We start from the raw sequence: 14546 nt of genomic DNA on the forward strand, positions 1-14546 counted from the left end.
CGCTCTTCCTCCTCTACTTCTCCCATCCAGCGAGCGATCTCTTGCTTCGTTTGTAATGCCAGGCTGCGCTTGTCCGCATATGACATAATAACCCGTTTTACTTCCTGCTGCAGCTCCCGCTGCTCCACTACAGGATAAAACAATGTCTCCTGGGCGATAAGATGTGAAAGCGTTTGAATAAAAAGGGAAAACTTCTTCCAAAAGCGCACCGCCCGCACTTTTTCATGGACGGAAGCAACCGCCGAGAGACAAGCCTCATACCGAAACTCAGCATTCAGCTTCCGCAACTCTTCTTTCCCTGTCATGGAACAGTAGACCTGCTCTTTTTCTCCCTGGTGCACCTCGATCCATCCGCGCTCGATAAGCGCATCCAAACGACTCCGCACAGCCTCGCCGGACACGTTTCTCATTATGCCGTACAACATCGATGTGCCAAAAAGGGCCGCGTCGGCGATGACCTGGTTGTTTTTGCGTCCTCTGAGCAAATGTACGATGGCCTGCGATGTCCGCTCGCCGCGAAAACGTGCGGCGGCCACGAGAAACAGGCCTTCTTCAAATCGATTCTCCATCTCTATGTTTTCATTCCTTACATTCGGGTAAGTAGTTACTGTACCTATTTATAGTGTAGCGCTCTCCCGGGTGGAGAGGAAGAGATGTTTTTGCAGCCTGTTCATTATTTTTTCTTAACCATCTTGATATTCATAGGTACAATGTTTACAATGGGGGAGGAGAAGTAGACAACATCTTTTCTTAGTAATTGTGGAGGTGAAGATAGAATGACTACATGGGTTGACAAAGACACTTGTATCGCATGTGGAGCTTGTGGCGCAACAGCTCCAGATGTATTCGATTATGATGATGAAGGTCTGGCTTTCAACAAAATCGATGACAACTCTAACACTGCCGAAATTCCGGACATCTTGTTCGATGATGTTCGTGACGCAGCTGAAGGTTGCCCGACTGATTCCATTAAAGTTGAAGAATAGGAACCAGGCTGCTGCAAAGCCTGGGACTATCCGAAGTATTCATTCAAAGCCTAACCGGTCCGGTTAGGCTTTTTCGCTGCATGTCATCTCCTTATCTTTATGTTCTTCTACACTGACGAACATGCTCTTTTCCCCATTTTACAACCGCGATGCCGCCCATAATCGTAGTCATCACAATCCCGCTGATTGTCACGAGAAATGCAATCTATCCGAAGATAAAGTACCCGACAAGTTCTCCCCAATCGATATCTCCTTTTAAACCGGTATACAAGAAAAGACAATTGACAACTCTTCTAATTGCCTATATCCTAAAGTATGTCATAAGTATTCATAAGCATTCTCGTTAGGCGAGGCTCCAGTTCAAACACAGGCCACTGCCCGGAAACGTCGAGAGACGCCAATGGGTAGAACAGGTATTGCCGGATTAAGGCTCTACTTAAGGTGGCTGAGTCATTACTCTACGTTGTTCTGTGCCGAAGCTCAACCAGGAGAATACGCGGAACGTACGGATTTTGTTTTCGTATGCGTTCCTTCTTTGCGTTTACGGCTTGAACGAATGAAGCCTCTCCTGGGCATACGGGAGAGGCTTTTTTGTGCAAATGAGGAGAAAAGAAAGAGGAGAAGAGGAAAGAAGAGCCAGGGAAGAAAAAGGCGTTCGTCTTTTTCCCCATTGAAATCATCCTCTCGTTCGCTTCTCTCTTTTCCTTCGTACCGCAAAAGTCAGCCGTCCTTCCCTGAAGTACAAGTAGTACTGACTATCATAAGGTTAAGGAGGGATACCCTTGATCAAAACCTATTTTTACAACCATTCTAGTCAGGAGATGCTCCATGATGTGGACTTAAATAAAATTGATGAATTTCTCCATTCCAATGAGGACTTGCTCTGGATTGATTTGTTTAATACAAGCAACCAAGAACTCCACTACGTCGCCAAGCTGTTTAGCTTTCACCCGCTGGCAATCGAAGACTGCCTGCAGCACAGCCCACGCGCAAAAGTAGATGACTACGAGGATTACCACTTCTTCGTGTTTCATGCGCTGCGCTATCATGAAGAAAGCGATAATGAGATTACGACACTTGAGCTGAACGTTTTTATGGGACCGAATTATATCGTAACCATTCATAAGCGGCCGATGCCGTCGATCGGACGTATTGCCGCCGCTTGTCTGCAAAGCAAAGAATACATGAACCGGGGGGCAGACTATTTGCTCTACTCTATCATTGACGGGATTACGGACGAATACTTCCCGATTCTTGATCGGATCAGTATCCGGATTGATGAGATTGAAGACGAGATGTATGAATACGACATGGAGCTTGTAACGGAAGAGTTCCTGGCGCTCAAGCGGACACTGATTCTCATCCGCCGCGTTATTCTGCCGCAGAAGCGGGTGTTCGCTACAATCAACGGTCAGTGGCTGTTCCCCATTCAAGAGGATAACGTACCGTTCTACATTGATTTGAAAGACCACCTGGAGCGGATCGCCGATTCCACGGAAACATTTAAGGACCTGGTAAACAGTGCGCTTGATACGTATTATTCGATTGTCAGTGCGAAAACGACAGAGAACCTGAACATCCTGACGATGATTTCCACCATCATGCTTCCGCTAACATTCGTGACCGGATTTTTCGGCATGAACGTGCCGTTGCCGTTTCAGGATTCACCGTATACGACGCTCGTAATCTTCGTCATGCTGACGGCGCTTTCGTGGTGGATGTGGTGGTACCTGCGCAAGAAATTTATGTAACATCCCCCTACTATAAGATCGCCAAACGGTTAATAGAATTCATTTGTGTGATTTGCGTCTATTTTCAAAAAAATGTTGCGCAAAGTCAAAACTATTGAGTATAATAAAATTAACTAAATCCATCAGCCGGGAGGCATACGCATGAAGAAGCCACGAAGAACCGGACGCATTGAAAAAGTAACAGAATTGCTGTATCTGATGGGCGTCTTAACGCAGGAAGAACGGGAGCAAATCAAAAAAACATCAACCAGACAAACGAAATAATAAAAGGAGCGGAAAATTCCGCTCCTTATTTGTCTCCCTTCGCCTTTATCGCCACCAAACAGCGACCAAGCCGCCGATCAGGGACGCCATTAGGTTCACCATATCGTTCGTACACCATGCATACCCCCTCATTACACGTGTCGGCTGCTGACAATGCTCCGTCCGCTCCGTCCCTTTGCCGCACGCTTCACAGCGGTACATCTGCTGCCATGTTGCTCCGATTGCACTATCCACAAGGCTTCCGGTCAGGCCGCCCAATGCACCGCCCACAAGATACAGTAATGGAAACTCTCCTTCGGCAAGCCATGTAAACAAAATCGCCATCACGCCGATAAATATACCTCCCAGCAAGGAAGCAAAAAAACCCAGGCCGCTAATTCCGCCCGATGTTCCCGGCTCTACCTCGCGCCACGTGAAAATATGACGCGGTTTACGTCTGGCAAGCACGCCGATTTCCGTCGCCCACGTATCGCTTGTTACTGCTGCCATCACACCAATATAAAACGCATACCACATTTCTTCGCGACCAAGGAAAAATGCTCCCGATACCGCAACAAGCCCAAGTCCGCCGTTCGCCGCAACCTGCAGCCAGTCCCGTGTGCCTGTTTTCGCAAACAGGTTCTCTACTTCCCGCTTCGCCTCTTTCTTGCGGTGCGACAGCAGGCTGGATGAAACAAAAAACGCAATGAGCAGACCGTACCACCGAATATCGCCAAGCGCATACATCAGCGTACCGAGCAAGATTGCTGCGGCGGCCCCGCTTGCCGAAAGCGACCGCTTCCAATACGCCACACCGGAAATCAGCAGACTTCCTACAAATCCGATGAGAAAATCCATTCCCATCCTCCTCTCTTCTCAGGATGTGCTTTTCTTATGAAATGGAACTTGCTATAATGAAGCAGAATCCCCCACGGGACAAGAACGATTAAAAAGAGGAGGAGTCTTCATGGCTTTTGAAAACAAAGTTGTTGATGTATTCGTTGAAATTCCGGCCGGAAGCCAGAACAAATACGAATTCGATAAAGAAGCAGGCGTATTTCGTCTGGACCGCGTCCTGTTCTCTCCGATGCACTATCCGACCGAGTACGGCTATCTGGAAAACACGCTGGCGCTTGACGGCGATCCGCTGGATGCGCTTGTGCTGACCACATTCCCAACATTCCCGGGCTGCGTTATCTCTACCCGCATCATCGGTGTACTCATTATGTCTGATGACAAAGGTCAGGATGAGAAGCTGCTAGGCGTACCGGTTGACGACCCGCGCTGGAACGATGTGAAATCCCTCGATGATATCCCGGCTCATATCACGAAGGAAATTTCCCACTTCTTCGAGCGTTACAAAGACCTCGAGAACAAAGAAACAAAAATTGAAGGCTGGGAAGGTCCGGAGAAAGCGGCACAGCTTATCGACGAGTGCCTCGCCCGTTATGCGGAAAACAAATAAGCCTGATTGTACATACGAAAACCTCCCGGCCGGGAGGTTTTTCCGTGTGGAGCGTGGGGCCCGAAGGGGGAAAAAGAGCGGCAACGCCCGCGAATTTTTCTTATGCTCTATCCGCTTTCGTCTCCCCTGTAATTCCATGCGCTTCGCGCAGGCTCCGGATCCCCTCTTTGCATACGCCTTCGGCAAGCCATGAGCAATCCGCACATAACGTATCCAGATCGTCCGGCTCCACCATTCGTGCCGTACGCCGCACCAGCCATTCCTTACGGTAGGTTCCTTCCGGCTCCAATTCCAGATGGCGAATGACATTTGCATCCATTCGCTTGACAGAAAGGTCGGAATCCTCGTCCGCTTCGCATTTCGCCTCTCCCCTGTGTGGACAGGCGCTGCACGCTTCATCGAAACCGATCGTCACTTCAAGCCAAATATCGCATTCTGGATCGCGGACTTGCTCCACAATCTCCTGCATCTTCACTATAAATGAAGGGCTGTATCCCATGCCCTGGAAGCCATGCACGCATAATAGGTGGTGGCCACGCAGTTTTCTAATCTCCACTCCTTTGCCCTCCTTTACTCTGTATCTTATCATGGCATCTCCCTGTTGTACCACGCAAGAGAATTTTTCACGCAATTTTTTGAAAGCGGATTCCCGTCCTTCCCCCTTACTTTCATAATTTTTTTACGATATAGGAATACAAATCAGCTTTACATCCTTGCAGCAACTTGATAGAATAAAAATAAAGATTTAAGCTAAACCCGAACATTGTTATGAATAAAAATAAAAATGTTAAGTTTTTAGCTGAAAAATGCTTGACCCAGTTTATTTTACATGTTAAATTATTATCAGACAACAAACAATATACATAAACAGCGAAGACGGAGAGAAACTGCGGTTGCGATTCTCCAGAGAGCCGGTGGTTGCTGCGAACCGGTGAATCCCCTGTCGTTTGAGCGCTCCTGAGCTGTCAGGCTGAACCGGAAGAAGTAGGTCTGAACGGAAGCCCCGTTATAGGCATCGGTCCGTCACCAGCGGACCGGTTGAGGCTGCTGTTGTGAAACAGCAGTGAATGAGGGTGGTACCGCGAAACGAAGCTTTTCGTCCCTCACTGCAAGTTGCAAGCTTGTAGTGAGCACGAAAGGCTTTTTTATTTACCAAAAAATATATTCCAGGGAAAAAGGCGCCATGCGCCGCGGAGGTGTAGATACTATGTTTAAAGTTTTAGTAAGCGATCCATTAAGCGAGTTTGGTATCCAGAAGTTGCTCGACGCAAAAGATGTTCAGGTGGACCGCAAGACCGGCCTCTCCGAAGCCGAATTAATCGACATTATCGGAGAATACGATGCGCTGCTCGTACGCAGCCAGACGAAAGTGACACCTGCTGTAATTGAAGCGGGCACAAAGCTCAAAGCGATTGGCCGCGCCGGTGTAGGTGTCGATAACATCGATCTGACTGCTGCTACCAATGCGGGTATTGTCGTAATTAACGCACCGGACGGAAACACAATCTCTACGGCCGAGCACTCTTTTGCGATGATCATGGCGCTCGCCCGCCGTATCCCACCGGCCTATAAGAAGCTAATCGAAGGCGAGTGGGACCGTAAATCGTTCACCGGAGTGGAATTGAACAACAAAACACTCGGCATTATCGGTCTCGGCCGTATCGGAGCCGAAGTAGCTAAACGCGCCAAGGCTTTCAATATGACAGTCATTGCCTACGATCCGTTCCTGACCCAGGAACGTGCCGATAAACTGGGCGTAAAATTCGGTACGCTCGATGACGTCGTAACACAGGCTGATTTCATTACTGTGCATACACCGCTGACAAAAGATACGAAATATATCATCAACACAAAAGAGTTTGAAAAGATGAAAGACGGCGTACGTATCGTAAACTGTGCACGCGGCGGCATCATCAACGAAAAAGCGCTCTATGAAGCGATCGTAAGCGGCAAAGTGGCCGGGGCGGCCCTTGACGTATTCGAACAGGAACCGCCGGTGGATAACCCGCTGCTTAAACTTCCGCAGGTTATCGTAACGCCGCACCTCGGCGCTTCCACCGTGGAAGCACAGGAGAACGTGGCTATTGACGTATCCGAAGAAATTCTGCACATTCTGCGTGATGAGCCGTTCAAAAATGCGGTGAATCTGCCGTCTATCCCGGCAAATGTGATGGAGAAAGTTAAACCGTACTTTGAATTGAACGAAAAGCTAGGATCTTTCATTGCGCAAATTGCAGTAGGCGGCCTGAAAGAAGTCGTCGTAACTTATTCCGGCGATTTGAATGACATCGATACGGCGGCGCTGACCCGCACAACGCTTAAAGGCATCCTGGCCTACCATTTAGGTGCGGCAGCTAACTATGTCAATGCGCCAATCCTTGCAAAAAACCGTGACATCCATGTAACAGAGCAAAAGTCCACATATGGCGGAGGCTTCAACAACCTTGTTACCGTCACGTTGAAAACAAGCCAGGAAGAAAGAACGGTTGCCGGTACGCTGCTGAACGGCTACGGCCCGCGCATCGTAAAAATCGACGGCTACTCCATCGACCTTGTACCGCAGGGCAATCTGCTGCTCGTACACCACAATGACCGTCCGGGCGCCATTGGCCGTGTCGGTACACTTCTCGGCAATAATGACGTCAACATCGCGACGATGCAGGTGGGACGCCGCGATGTGGGCGGTCAGGCAATTATGCTGCTAAGCGTGGATAAAGAAGTGAGCCCTGACGTTCTCGACACGTTAGGCGAGCTAAATGAAATTAAAAGTGTAACGCAAATCGAGTTGTAATTTACCTGGCAAAACTGCTCGATGTCTTCTTATATTAAGCGGCTCAACACTTAAGAAAGCAAAAACCCGGTATGTAGGCCTTCATGGACCTGCATGCCGGGTTTCATTTTTACAAAATAGTTAAAATCTGCGTCATGTCATCGAGGATGTAGTCGGCTTTTAGTTCTTCAAACTTGGCGCGCGCTTCCTGGCCGGTCAAACCGGTTAGCGTCGCCGCGAACTTGCAGCCAATGCTGCGGGCCGCCATATAATCCGCTACAGAGTCGCCCACCACAAGAATCTCTTCGCCGTTTTCAATCGGCAGCGCTAAACCGAAGCACTCGTCGTCATGGCAATCCATACCGAGCATCCCTTTGATATAACAGTACGGCTGCGGTTTGGCGAGCGGTGCACGATCCGGATAGCGCTTCTCCGCATCCAATACGTCACTTGCGGTTACAACACGGTTCGGATTGAAATATTGAAGCAATCCCATCGCTTTAAGCGGCTCCACCGTTTCGATGCGCGGACGTCCTGTTCCGATGCCAAGCTCATAGCCGCGACTTTTCAACTCAGCCAGCACTTCGGCCATTTTTGCCGGCTCTACAATCGGAATTTCGTCGTCCAGGAAGCCTTTTTTACCTTCCTGGTAGGCTGCACGGCCAATCGAGTCGGCGACAAGACGATCGCCTAAGTACCATTCCTGGAATGTCTCCTGGCAGAGGTCCCACAGTTCGCTGTTGCGCGAGAAAATGGTCGTCTCGATGCCTGTCTTCTCACGCACCAGGTCATTCAGATACAGAAGCAGTGCCTGCTTCTCCGCCGTGCTCTTCTCAAAGTCCGTGACAAACGCGGCATAGTCCACCGTAAAATCTATCCCCTGCGCCAGCTCTTTCACCCTGGCAATGGCTTCACGGTGAATTTGTGACGTCAGGATGCCTCGTACTTCTTCAGACTTCGTTTTGTGCAACTCAGCCAGCAGACGTACTAATTGGTAGGAAAATGCCAGATACACCATATCCCAGTTAGCGTTAATCCCTCTTGTTTTAATGAAATTTAATACTTTATCGTGATCGAACACTTCGGCGCGTACACGGCGGATGACACTTTCTTCCGGCGCCGGCTCGAACGCATCACCGGCAAGGCCGATGTATTTGGGGCTGTACAGCATCTCCCACACCGTCAGCGCCGAAGCGTCAAAGTAACGCTCTTCACTTAATAAAACTCCGTCTACGTCAAATAAAATGGTACGAAACATTTTTTCTTCCCCAGCTCCTCCGACTTGTGTAATATGCAGTTGCTTGCTAATCGAACTCAACACGAACATTTTAACATATTTCTAATAAAATAATCGCCTTTTTCCGTAAATTTCGTTCAGATAAAACTATGGTAAAATAAAAGCCAGGAGGCGATAACAATGGAACTGCAATCCATACATAACAAAGTTGTGCTAATCACAGGCGCAAGCAAAGGTATCGGGCGGGCCATGAGCCTGCTGTTTGCGGACAAAGGGGCCACCGTCTATGCGATCGCACGCAGCGAATCGCAGCTGAAGGAGCTGGCAACTGAAGCCGATAATAAACAGGGGTGTATTATTCCTTCTCCGTGCGATATTAGAGACAGCAGCGCCATCGAACGTCTTATCGGACAGATCGTACACGAAGAAGGGCGAATTGATGCACTGGTTAACAATGCCGGACTCGGCCATTTCGGCCCGATACATGAACTGACAGAAGCGCAATGGGATGAAATGATGGACGTCAATTTGAAAGGCGTATTTCTCTGTACGAAGTACACCGTCCCCCACATGATTCAGCAGCAGGGCGGCCATATCGTCAACATCTCCAGCGTGGCCGGCACGGTTACGTTTCCGGGAGGCGGAGGATACTGTACGTCGAAATTCGGCTTAATGGCATTCACCGATGTACTGACGCAGGAGTTAAAACCGCACAACGTAAAGGTGTCCGTTATTTGCCCGGGTTCCGTACAGACGGAATTCGGCCAGAGCGCTCCGAAAGAGTACGCGCTTCGTCCGGAAGAGGTGGCGTACATGGCGTATCAGATGATTGCAGCCCCGGAACACGTGATTATGAATCAGTTGATTATGCGTCCGGTTGTGCCGCAGCATCTGCAAAAGGGAAAATAACATAGAGAAAGTTAGAGGACAAGAAAGATGAAAAGAAAGCACCTTGCATTACTCACCCTGGCGCTTGCAGCAGCGCTTACTACTACAGCATGTTCTTCCAATCAGGGGCAGCAAAGCTCCCCTACCACCGGACAGGAACAGAAGCAGCCAGTCAAACAGTGGGACAAGGCTCCGGCTATGCAAATCGATCCAAACAAAACATACATTGCGCATGTGGAAACAAACAAAGGCAAGTTCTCGATTGAGCTGTTTGCAAAAGATGCGCCCAAAACCGTCAACAACTTCGTTTTTCTCTCCAAAGAGAATTTCTATGACGGCGTCATCTTTCACCGGATTATGAAAAATTTCATGATCCAAACAGGGGACCCGCTCGGCAATGGCATGGGTGGACCCGGCTATCAATTTGAAGATGAACTGCCGTCAAAACATAAATACGAAAAAGGCATTGTCGCCATGGCGAACTCCGGTCCGAATACGAATGGCAGCCAATTCTTCATCGGCAACGGTGAAGGCGTGGAAGGATTGAACAGTCAGCCGAAATATACCATATTCGGCAAAGTTATCGACGGAATGGACACGATCGAGGCTATCTCCAGCACGCCTGTCGCCCAAAACCCGCTCGGCGAATTCAGCTCACCTGTAGAGAAGGTGTTCATTAAAACAATCACCATCCAAGAAAAGTAGACAGAGTGAAAGAAAGAATATAGATAGCGCAAGAAAAAAAGGCTTCCCGCTAAGCATTTTTCTTTTCCTCGCTGAGCTTGGACAGTCGTAGGGCGGATACGACCTATCACTGTCTCCCTCTCTGAGTGACCCAGATGTTTGATAGGTCAGCCTGAAGACCGGCCAAGCGCTCATTTCAGCTTCTTTGGGAAAAGAAACCCGCGTGCGGGAAGCCTTTTTTTCTTCGTTACTTTTTCCGTTTCACCACGGCTATTGTACAGCGTGATACACAGATAAGCTTGCCTTCTTCGTCGGTAATCTTGATGTCCCAGACCATGGTGGTGCGGCCTTTGTGCAGCGGCGTCGCTACAGCGGTCACGATGCCGTCCCGCTTCGCCCGGATGTGATTGGCGTTAATCTCAAGTCCGACCGCTGTCTCATTCTCCTGGTCAATCAAATTCCACGTCCCCATGCTGGCCACCGTCTCCGCGAGTACGACTGAAGCTCCGCCATGCAGCAGGCCGAATGGCTGGTGCGTTTTGGCATTGACCGGCATCGTCGCCGTCACTCGCTCCGGTGTCATTTCCCCTATCTCGATTCCCAATGTGCCGACGAGTGTATCTTTTATGTCCTTCATCAACATTCTATCATCTCCCTCACTCATTCTTTTTTTCATTAAATCCCAGACGAACCAGCATGCTTTTTAACAATTGTGTTTCCTCTTCCGTAAAATCGGCGAGGATGTTCTGGTTGCTCTGTTTCATCGCCTCTGTAAGCGATTTCTCCAATGTGCGGCCACGCTCTGTTACGTAAATCCTGTTCACTCGCCGGTCTTTAGGATCCGGCTTTCTCTCCACCAGTCCCTGGTGAGCCAATCGATCCAAAAGGCCGGTTATTGTCGCCGAATCAAGCCTTAACCGTTCTCCCAACTCGGCCCCATGCTGCCCCTCTTTCTCCCAGAGCAAGTGCAGAAGTGCATACTGGACCGGTGTAACTCCGTACGGCTGCAGTATGGTTTTGCTTGTTTGATACGCGCGCTGCTGGGCTTTACTAAGCAAAAATACGATGCAGTCTTCAAGCACAATCTGACACCCCTCCTGAATTTTCTTCCTATTCAGAATATAACACATAGCAAGTATCTTGTATACAACTAATTTGCATAAAAACAACCATGGCGTTTCAACCGCAACCCCGACATGAACATGATGGGAAGGGCGGCCAACTTTTATGGTGCAAAGGAAACAACAGAAGAGAACGAGGGGATGATTGCTTTGAAGAAAGGGAGTATTTCACAAGTGTAATATTCCCTTTCTTGCTCTAGCTTTGCTCCGCTTTCGTTTCGGCAGGAAGCCATACGGTAAACGCCGTGCCTTCACCCGCTTTGCTTTTAACGGTAATCGTACCCTGATGAAGGGTTACCAGCTCTTTAACGATCGCAAGTCCAAGTCCCGTTCCCGTCTCTTTACGGGAACGCACCCGGTCCACTTTGAAGAAGCGATCCCAGATGAATTCCAAATCGTGCTCGGAAATGCCAATACCCGTATCTTCTACGGTCACCCCGATGCCGCCGTCCCGCTCTCTCGCTCTCAGCGTAATCGATCCCTGTTCCGTAAATTTTAAGGCATTGCCCACCAGGTTAATGAAAATCTGCTCAATCCGGTGCGGATCGGCGATAATTCCCGGCAGCGGCGCCGTCATATCCAGGCGCAACTCAAGATTGCGCTTGGCAGCCTCTTCTTTGAACATAAACACAATCCGCCGCAGGAATGAGTCCATATCGATCGGACGCTTCACCAGATTCACCTCATGTTTCTCAAGGCGCACCAACTCCAGCAAATCATTGACGAGCCGATTCATGTGCATGACTTCTTTGTACATGACATCATAATATTTCTGGCGTGACGCTTCGTCAACGACCAGCCCGTCCTGCAGCGCCTCAAGAAACCCCTGCATCGCCGTCAAAGGAGTCCTGAGTTCATGTGACACATTAGCGAGAAAGTCCTGACGGGTCTGTTCAAAGTCGGCACGCTCCGCCTCTACAAGCTCAAGAGTCCCGGCCATCCGGTTAATCGTCCGTGCCAAATCTCCGATTTCGTCCTGAGACTCCACTACGGCGCGCTGGCTGTAATTCCCTCGTTCAATCTGCAGCGCCACGTCATCAATCCGCTTCAGCGGACGGGAGATCGTCCAGGAGAGATACGAGACCATAGCTGTGGAGAGCAAAATTCCAAGCAGTGTCGCCCACAAAATCATCTCCCTCATATTGCCGACCGTTTCTTCGATACCTTCTACCGGTGCGTGCAATACGATGCCGCCAAATACCTTGTCTTTTTGGCCCCACGGTACAACCACCGACATCATCGGTTTACTCAAACCTTCAAATCGCAAATTCTGGACAACGTCCTTCCCCTCCATGACCTGCTCGACGATCGAGCGGGCTACGGATTTGCCGATAAACACTTCATCCTGTGTCGAAGTGGAAATAATCCGTCCCTGCTGATCAAATACCCAAATGCGCGTATCGAACGTCTGGTCAAGAAATGCCAGCATCGCCGTTGTCTGGTCAGCTTGAACCGGATAATCTTGAATGGCAAGGTTTACTTTTTTCGCTTTACGGAGCAATTCTTCCTTCGTTCCATTGTATATGTAATTTTTGGCCAGCACCGACATGGAGAGGCCAAGAGCGCCAAGCCCCAGCAGCACCGTTACCATGTAGCTGAGCAGGAGCTTACGAAAAATGCTTTTGTTAATGCCGAACCATTCTCTCATTAAGCGGAGCACGACGCTTCCACCTCGAACTTGTAGCCCACGCCCCACACCGTATGAATGCATTCATATGGCAGCCGCGCCAGATGCTGACGTATTTTTTTGACGTGAACGTCCACCGTGCGAATATCGCCGAAAAAGTCATAGCCCCAGATTTGCTCGAGTAACTGTTCCCTTGTAAATACACTGCCCTGTGAACGGGCCAGGAACACAAGCAAATCGAATTCTTTCGGACGGAACTGCACTCTTTCGCCCGCGACGGTCACCTGGCGTCCCTGCAGATCAATCTGAAGGTCCTGGAACTGAAGGACATTGCTTTGTGCCGCATCCTTCTCCTCCGTTCCCCGCGGCTGCATCCGTCGGAAAATCGCTTTAATTCTCGCGACAAGCTCCCGCGGACTGAACGGCTTTGTGACATAGTCATCCGCGCCCAGCTCAAGGCCGAGCACCCGGTCGAATTCTTCTCCTTTTGCTGATAACATAATAATAGGCGTATCCATCGTTTTGCGAATTTCCCGGCACGCCTCGTATCCATCCATTTTTGGCATCATTACATCAAGAATAATCGCGTCCGGCTTCTCCGCCTCGGCGAGCCGTACCGCTTCGTCTCCATCATGCGCTTCTACTAAATCAATTTGCTGCTGGGCAAAGTACAGACGAATAATCTCTAGTACGTTCGTATCATCGTCAGCAACAAGCACTTTCGTTCCGTTCATCGCTATCTTCCTCCTCCATTCCGCACGCGCACTTTATACGGAATACGGCATTGCAAACTTTATCTATTTGTTATTCCATTAGTATATCACATTTTCTGCGCATGTTTTGCAAGCCGAAGGCATCTATTTATATCATTCGCTACAGAAAAACCCGTCATGTCCGTGCTGGAGGAAGGAATTTATGTTTTTACTCATTAGAATAACCGGTACGTTTGTACCGGTTATTCATAGGAAGAAGAAGCGTGAAGCTTATATTGTTTTTTTAAGTTATTAACATGTAAGTAATTGGTTGGTTTCTTATGCTATAGACGGCAAAATTTTGCTGTGGTATCGTACAGGCGTTTTGCTCGTTTATTGGTCTTTTGATGTCATTCCATTTCCTTCAATTGCTTTAGCAGCATACCGTCCTTAAAGCTCTTGCTCACCTCCCGATAGCTATACTTTACTCAAAAATTGTAACCGTACCGTGTCTTTCTTAAGAACTTTTTTTGATAAAAATATGATCAATTTGTGTTCGTTCCCCGGGTAAGCAAAACCCGAGTTGGCATCTCTTTTGAAAGAAGGTATGATGAAGAGAAAACGGATACACAGGAGGAATGCATATGGATGCTTCATTGGAGATTGTTGTTCGTTCTACTGAAATTGACGTCAACGGCCATGTCAACAATGCCAAATACCTCGAATACCTGGAGTGGGGTCGGGAAGAATGGTACGAGCGGGCAAACCTTGCCTATGACAAGTTTCTCGACTTAGGGATCCAGACGGTCACCGTCAACATCAACATTAATTACCGAAAAGAGTGCCTACAAAATGACCGTCTTACGATTACGACCAGACCGGAGCGGCTCGGCCGGACAAGCTATGTGTTAAAGCAGGAAATACATAACCAGCGCGGCGAGCTGGTTGCAGATGCCCTTGTAACGAGTGTCACAATGGATAGCCATACGCGCACAAGCCGGCCTGTACCGGATGAACTGGCGCGCTTATTCGCTCATCTTGCTTCATAATCCGGCTTATATAAGAAAAACTCGCGGGCGGTG

16 protein-coding genes, 1 riboswitch and 1 other annotated feature are annotated in these 14546 nt (G+C 49.0%); of the genes, 8 read left to right on the top strand and 8 right to left on the bottom strand.

Annotation, left to right across the window (positions count from 1 at the left end; translation table 11 throughout):
* Positions 1-569 (bottom strand): hypothetical protein (locus B2899_RS06050; protein WP_286884494.1); only part of this gene is annotated, 569 nt, incomplete at its 3' end.
* A gap of 207 nt (positions 570-776) precedes the next feature.
* Here B2899_RS06050 and B2899_RS06055 point away from each other — a divergent pair.
* The 3 genes from B2899_RS06055 to B2899_RS06065 all read left to right on the top strand — a co-directional run bounded on the left by B2899_RS06055 (position 777) and on the right by B2899_RS06065 (position 3001).
* Entirely contained in the window at positions 777-986 is a 210-nt protein-coding gene (locus B2899_RS06055; RefSeq protein ID WP_027417451.1) for a ferredoxin, read from the top strand.
* 332 nt (positions 987-1318) lie between these two features.
* Positions 1319-1484, top strand: a riboswitch (M-box (ykoK) riboswitch).
* A gap of 284 nt (positions 1485-1768) precedes the next feature.
* The gene (locus B2899_RS06060) at positions 1769-2737 is read left to right on the top strand and encodes a magnesium transporter CorA family protein (protein ID WP_146809063.1); all 969 of its coding nucleotides are present in this window, start codon (positions 1769-1771) and stop codon (positions 2735-2737) included.
* A 141-nt stretch (positions 2738-2878) separates the two neighbouring features.
* Complete coding sequence (locus B2899_RS06065; RefSeq protein WP_281285989.1) at positions 2879-3001, top strand: hypothetical protein; 123 nt, start codon at positions 2879-2881, stop codon at positions 2999-3001.
* 45 nt (positions 3002-3046) lie between these two features.
* Here the strand turns inward: B2899_RS06065 and B2899_RS06070 are convergent, their stop codons facing one another.
* Positions 3047-3838, bottom strand: coding sequence for a DUF92 domain-containing protein (locus tag B2899_RS06070; RefSeq protein WP_146809064.1), 792 nt, complete (start codon positions 3836-3838; stop codon positions 3047-3049).
* Positions 3839-3947: 109 nt separating this feature from the next.
* Between B2899_RS06070 and B2899_RS06075 the strand changes: the two genes are divergently transcribed.
* On the top strand, positions 3948-4445 hold the full coding sequence (locus B2899_RS06075; RefSeq protein ID WP_146809065.1) for an inorganic diphosphatase: 498 nt from the start codon (positions 3948-3950) through the stop codon (positions 4443-4445).
* Between the two features lie 100 nt (positions 4446-4545).
* Here the strand turns inward: B2899_RS06075 and B2899_RS06080 are convergent, their stop codons facing one another.
* Positions 4546-5034 carry a DUF1284 domain-containing protein gene (locus tag B2899_RS06080; RefSeq protein ID WP_414631750.1) on the bottom strand — a complete coding sequence of 163 codons (489 nt, stop codon included), beginning with the start codon at positions 5032-5034 and terminating at the stop codon, positions 4546-4548.
* Between the two features lie 275 nt (positions 5035-5309).
* Positions 5310-5552, top strand: a binding site (T-box leader).
* Positions 5553-5652: 100 nt separating this feature from the next.
* Here B2899_RS06080 and serA point away from each other — a divergent pair.
* The gene (gene serA, locus B2899_RS06085) at positions 5653-7236 is read left to right on the top strand and encodes a phosphoglycerate dehydrogenase (RefSeq protein ID WP_146809067.1); all 1584 of its coding nucleotides are present in this window, start codon (positions 5653-5655) and stop codon (positions 7234-7236) included.
* 109 nt (positions 7237-7345) lie between these two features.
* Here the strand turns inward: serA and B2899_RS06090 are convergent, their stop codons facing one another.
* Complete coding sequence (locus B2899_RS06090; protein WP_286884498.1) at positions 7346-8473, bottom strand: HAD family hydrolase; 1128 nt, start codon at positions 8471-8473, stop codon at positions 7346-7348.
* A gap of 159 nt (positions 8474-8632) precedes the next feature.
* Here B2899_RS06090 and B2899_RS06095 point away from each other — a divergent pair, with 159 nt between their 5' ends.
* A complete protein-coding gene (locus B2899_RS06095) occupies positions 8633-9361 on the top strand; it encodes an SDR family oxidoreductase (protein WP_146809069.1) in 729 nt (242 codons plus the stop codon).
* 27 nt (positions 9362-9388) lie between these two features.
* Positions 9389-10045, top strand: a complete 657-nt coding sequence (locus B2899_RS06100) for a peptidylprolyl isomerase (protein ID WP_286884500.1) — start codon at positions 9389-9391, stop codon at positions 10043-10045.
* A 226-nt stretch (positions 10046-10271) separates the two neighbouring features.
* On the opposite strand, the gene B2899_RS06105 is transcribed toward B2899_RS06100, so the two are convergent.
* The 4 genes from B2899_RS06105 to B2899_RS06120 all read right to left on the bottom strand — a co-directional run bounded on the left by B2899_RS06105 (position 10272) and on the right by B2899_RS06120 (position 13506).
* Entirely contained in the window at positions 10272-10667 is a 396-nt protein-coding gene (locus B2899_RS06105) for a hotdog fold thioesterase (RefSeq protein ID WP_146809075.1), read from the bottom strand.
* 13 nt (positions 10668-10680) lie between these two features.
* Positions 10681-11106, bottom strand: coding sequence for a MarR family winged helix-turn-helix transcriptional regulator (locus tag B2899_RS06110; protein ID WP_246147240.1), 426 nt, complete (start codon positions 11104-11106; stop codon positions 10681-10683).
* Between the two features lie 235 nt (positions 11107-11341).
* Entirely contained in the window at positions 11342-12805 is a 1464-nt protein-coding gene (locus tag B2899_RS06115; RefSeq protein ID WP_307724481.1) for a sensor histidine kinase, read from the bottom strand.
* Complete coding sequence (locus tag B2899_RS06120; RefSeq protein ID WP_146809077.1) at positions 12793-13506, bottom strand: response regulator transcription factor; 714 nt, start codon at positions 13504-13506, stop codon at positions 12793-12795. Before B2899_RS06120 ends, B2899_RS06115 begins: the two co-directional genes overlap by 13 nt.
* 602 nt (positions 13507-14108) lie before the next feature.
* Between B2899_RS06120 and B2899_RS06125 the strand changes: the two genes are divergently transcribed.
* Complete coding sequence (locus tag B2899_RS06125) at positions 14109-14513, top strand: acyl-CoA thioesterase (RefSeq protein ID WP_146809078.1); 405 nt, start codon at positions 14109-14111, stop codon at positions 14511-14513.
* Positions 14514-14546: the final 33 nt, after the last annotated feature.

This window comes from Aneurinibacillus sp. UBA3580 (genome assembly GCF_002375825.1).
GTDB lineage: Bacteria > Bacillota > Bacilli > Aneurinibacillales > Aneurinibacillaceae > Aneurinibacillus > Aneurinibacillus danicus.

What these genes read in the sequence shown, in the direction of transcription:
- B2899_RS06055 (WP_027417451.1), top strand. Translation starts at nt 777, where the DNA reads ATGACTACATGGGTTGACAAAGACACTTGTATCGCATGTGGAGCTTGT.
- B2899_RS06065 (WP_281285989.1), top strand. Translation starts at nt 2,879, where the DNA reads ATGAAGAAGCCACGAAGAACCGGACGCATTGAAAAAGTAACAGAATTG.
- B2899_RS06070 (WP_146809064.1), bottom strand. Translation starts at nt 3,838, where the DNA reads ATGGATTTTCTCATCGGATTTGTAGGAAGTCTGCTGATTTCCGGTGTG.
- B2899_RS06075 (WP_146809065.1), top strand. Translation starts at nt 3,948, where the DNA reads ATGGCTTTTGAAAACAAAGTTGTTGATGTATTCGTTGAAATTCCGGCC.
- B2899_RS06080 (WP_414631750.1), bottom strand. Translation starts at nt 5,034, where the DNA reads ATGATAAGATACAGAGTAAAGGAGGGCAAAGGAGTGGAGATTAGAAAA.
- serA (WP_146809067.1), top strand. Translation starts at nt 5,653, where the DNA reads ATGTTTAAAGTTTTAGTAAGCGATCCATTAAGCGAGTTTGGTATCCAG.
- B2899_RS06090 (WP_286884498.1), bottom strand. Translation starts at nt 8,473, where the DNA reads ATGTTTCGTACCATTTTATTTGACGTAGACGGAGTTTTATTAAGTGAA.
- B2899_RS06095 (WP_146809069.1), top strand. Translation starts at nt 8,633, where the DNA reads ATGGAACTGCAATCCATACATAACAAAGTTGTGCTAATCACAGGCGCA.
- B2899_RS06100 (WP_286884500.1), top strand. Translation starts at nt 9,389, where the DNA reads ATGAAAAGAAAGCACCTTGCATTACTCACCCTGGCGCTTGCAGCAGCG.
- B2899_RS06105 (WP_146809075.1), bottom strand. Translation starts at nt 10,667, where the DNA reads ATGTTGATGAAGGACATAAAAGATACACTCGTCGGCACATTGGGAATC.
- B2899_RS06120 (WP_146809077.1), bottom strand. Translation starts at nt 13,506, where the DNA reads ATGAACGGAACGAAAGTGCTTGTTGCTGACGATGATACGAACGTACTA.
- B2899_RS06125 (WP_146809078.1), top strand. Translation starts at nt 14,109, where the DNA reads ATGGATGCTTCATTGGAGATTGTTGTTCGTTCTACTGAAATTGACGTC.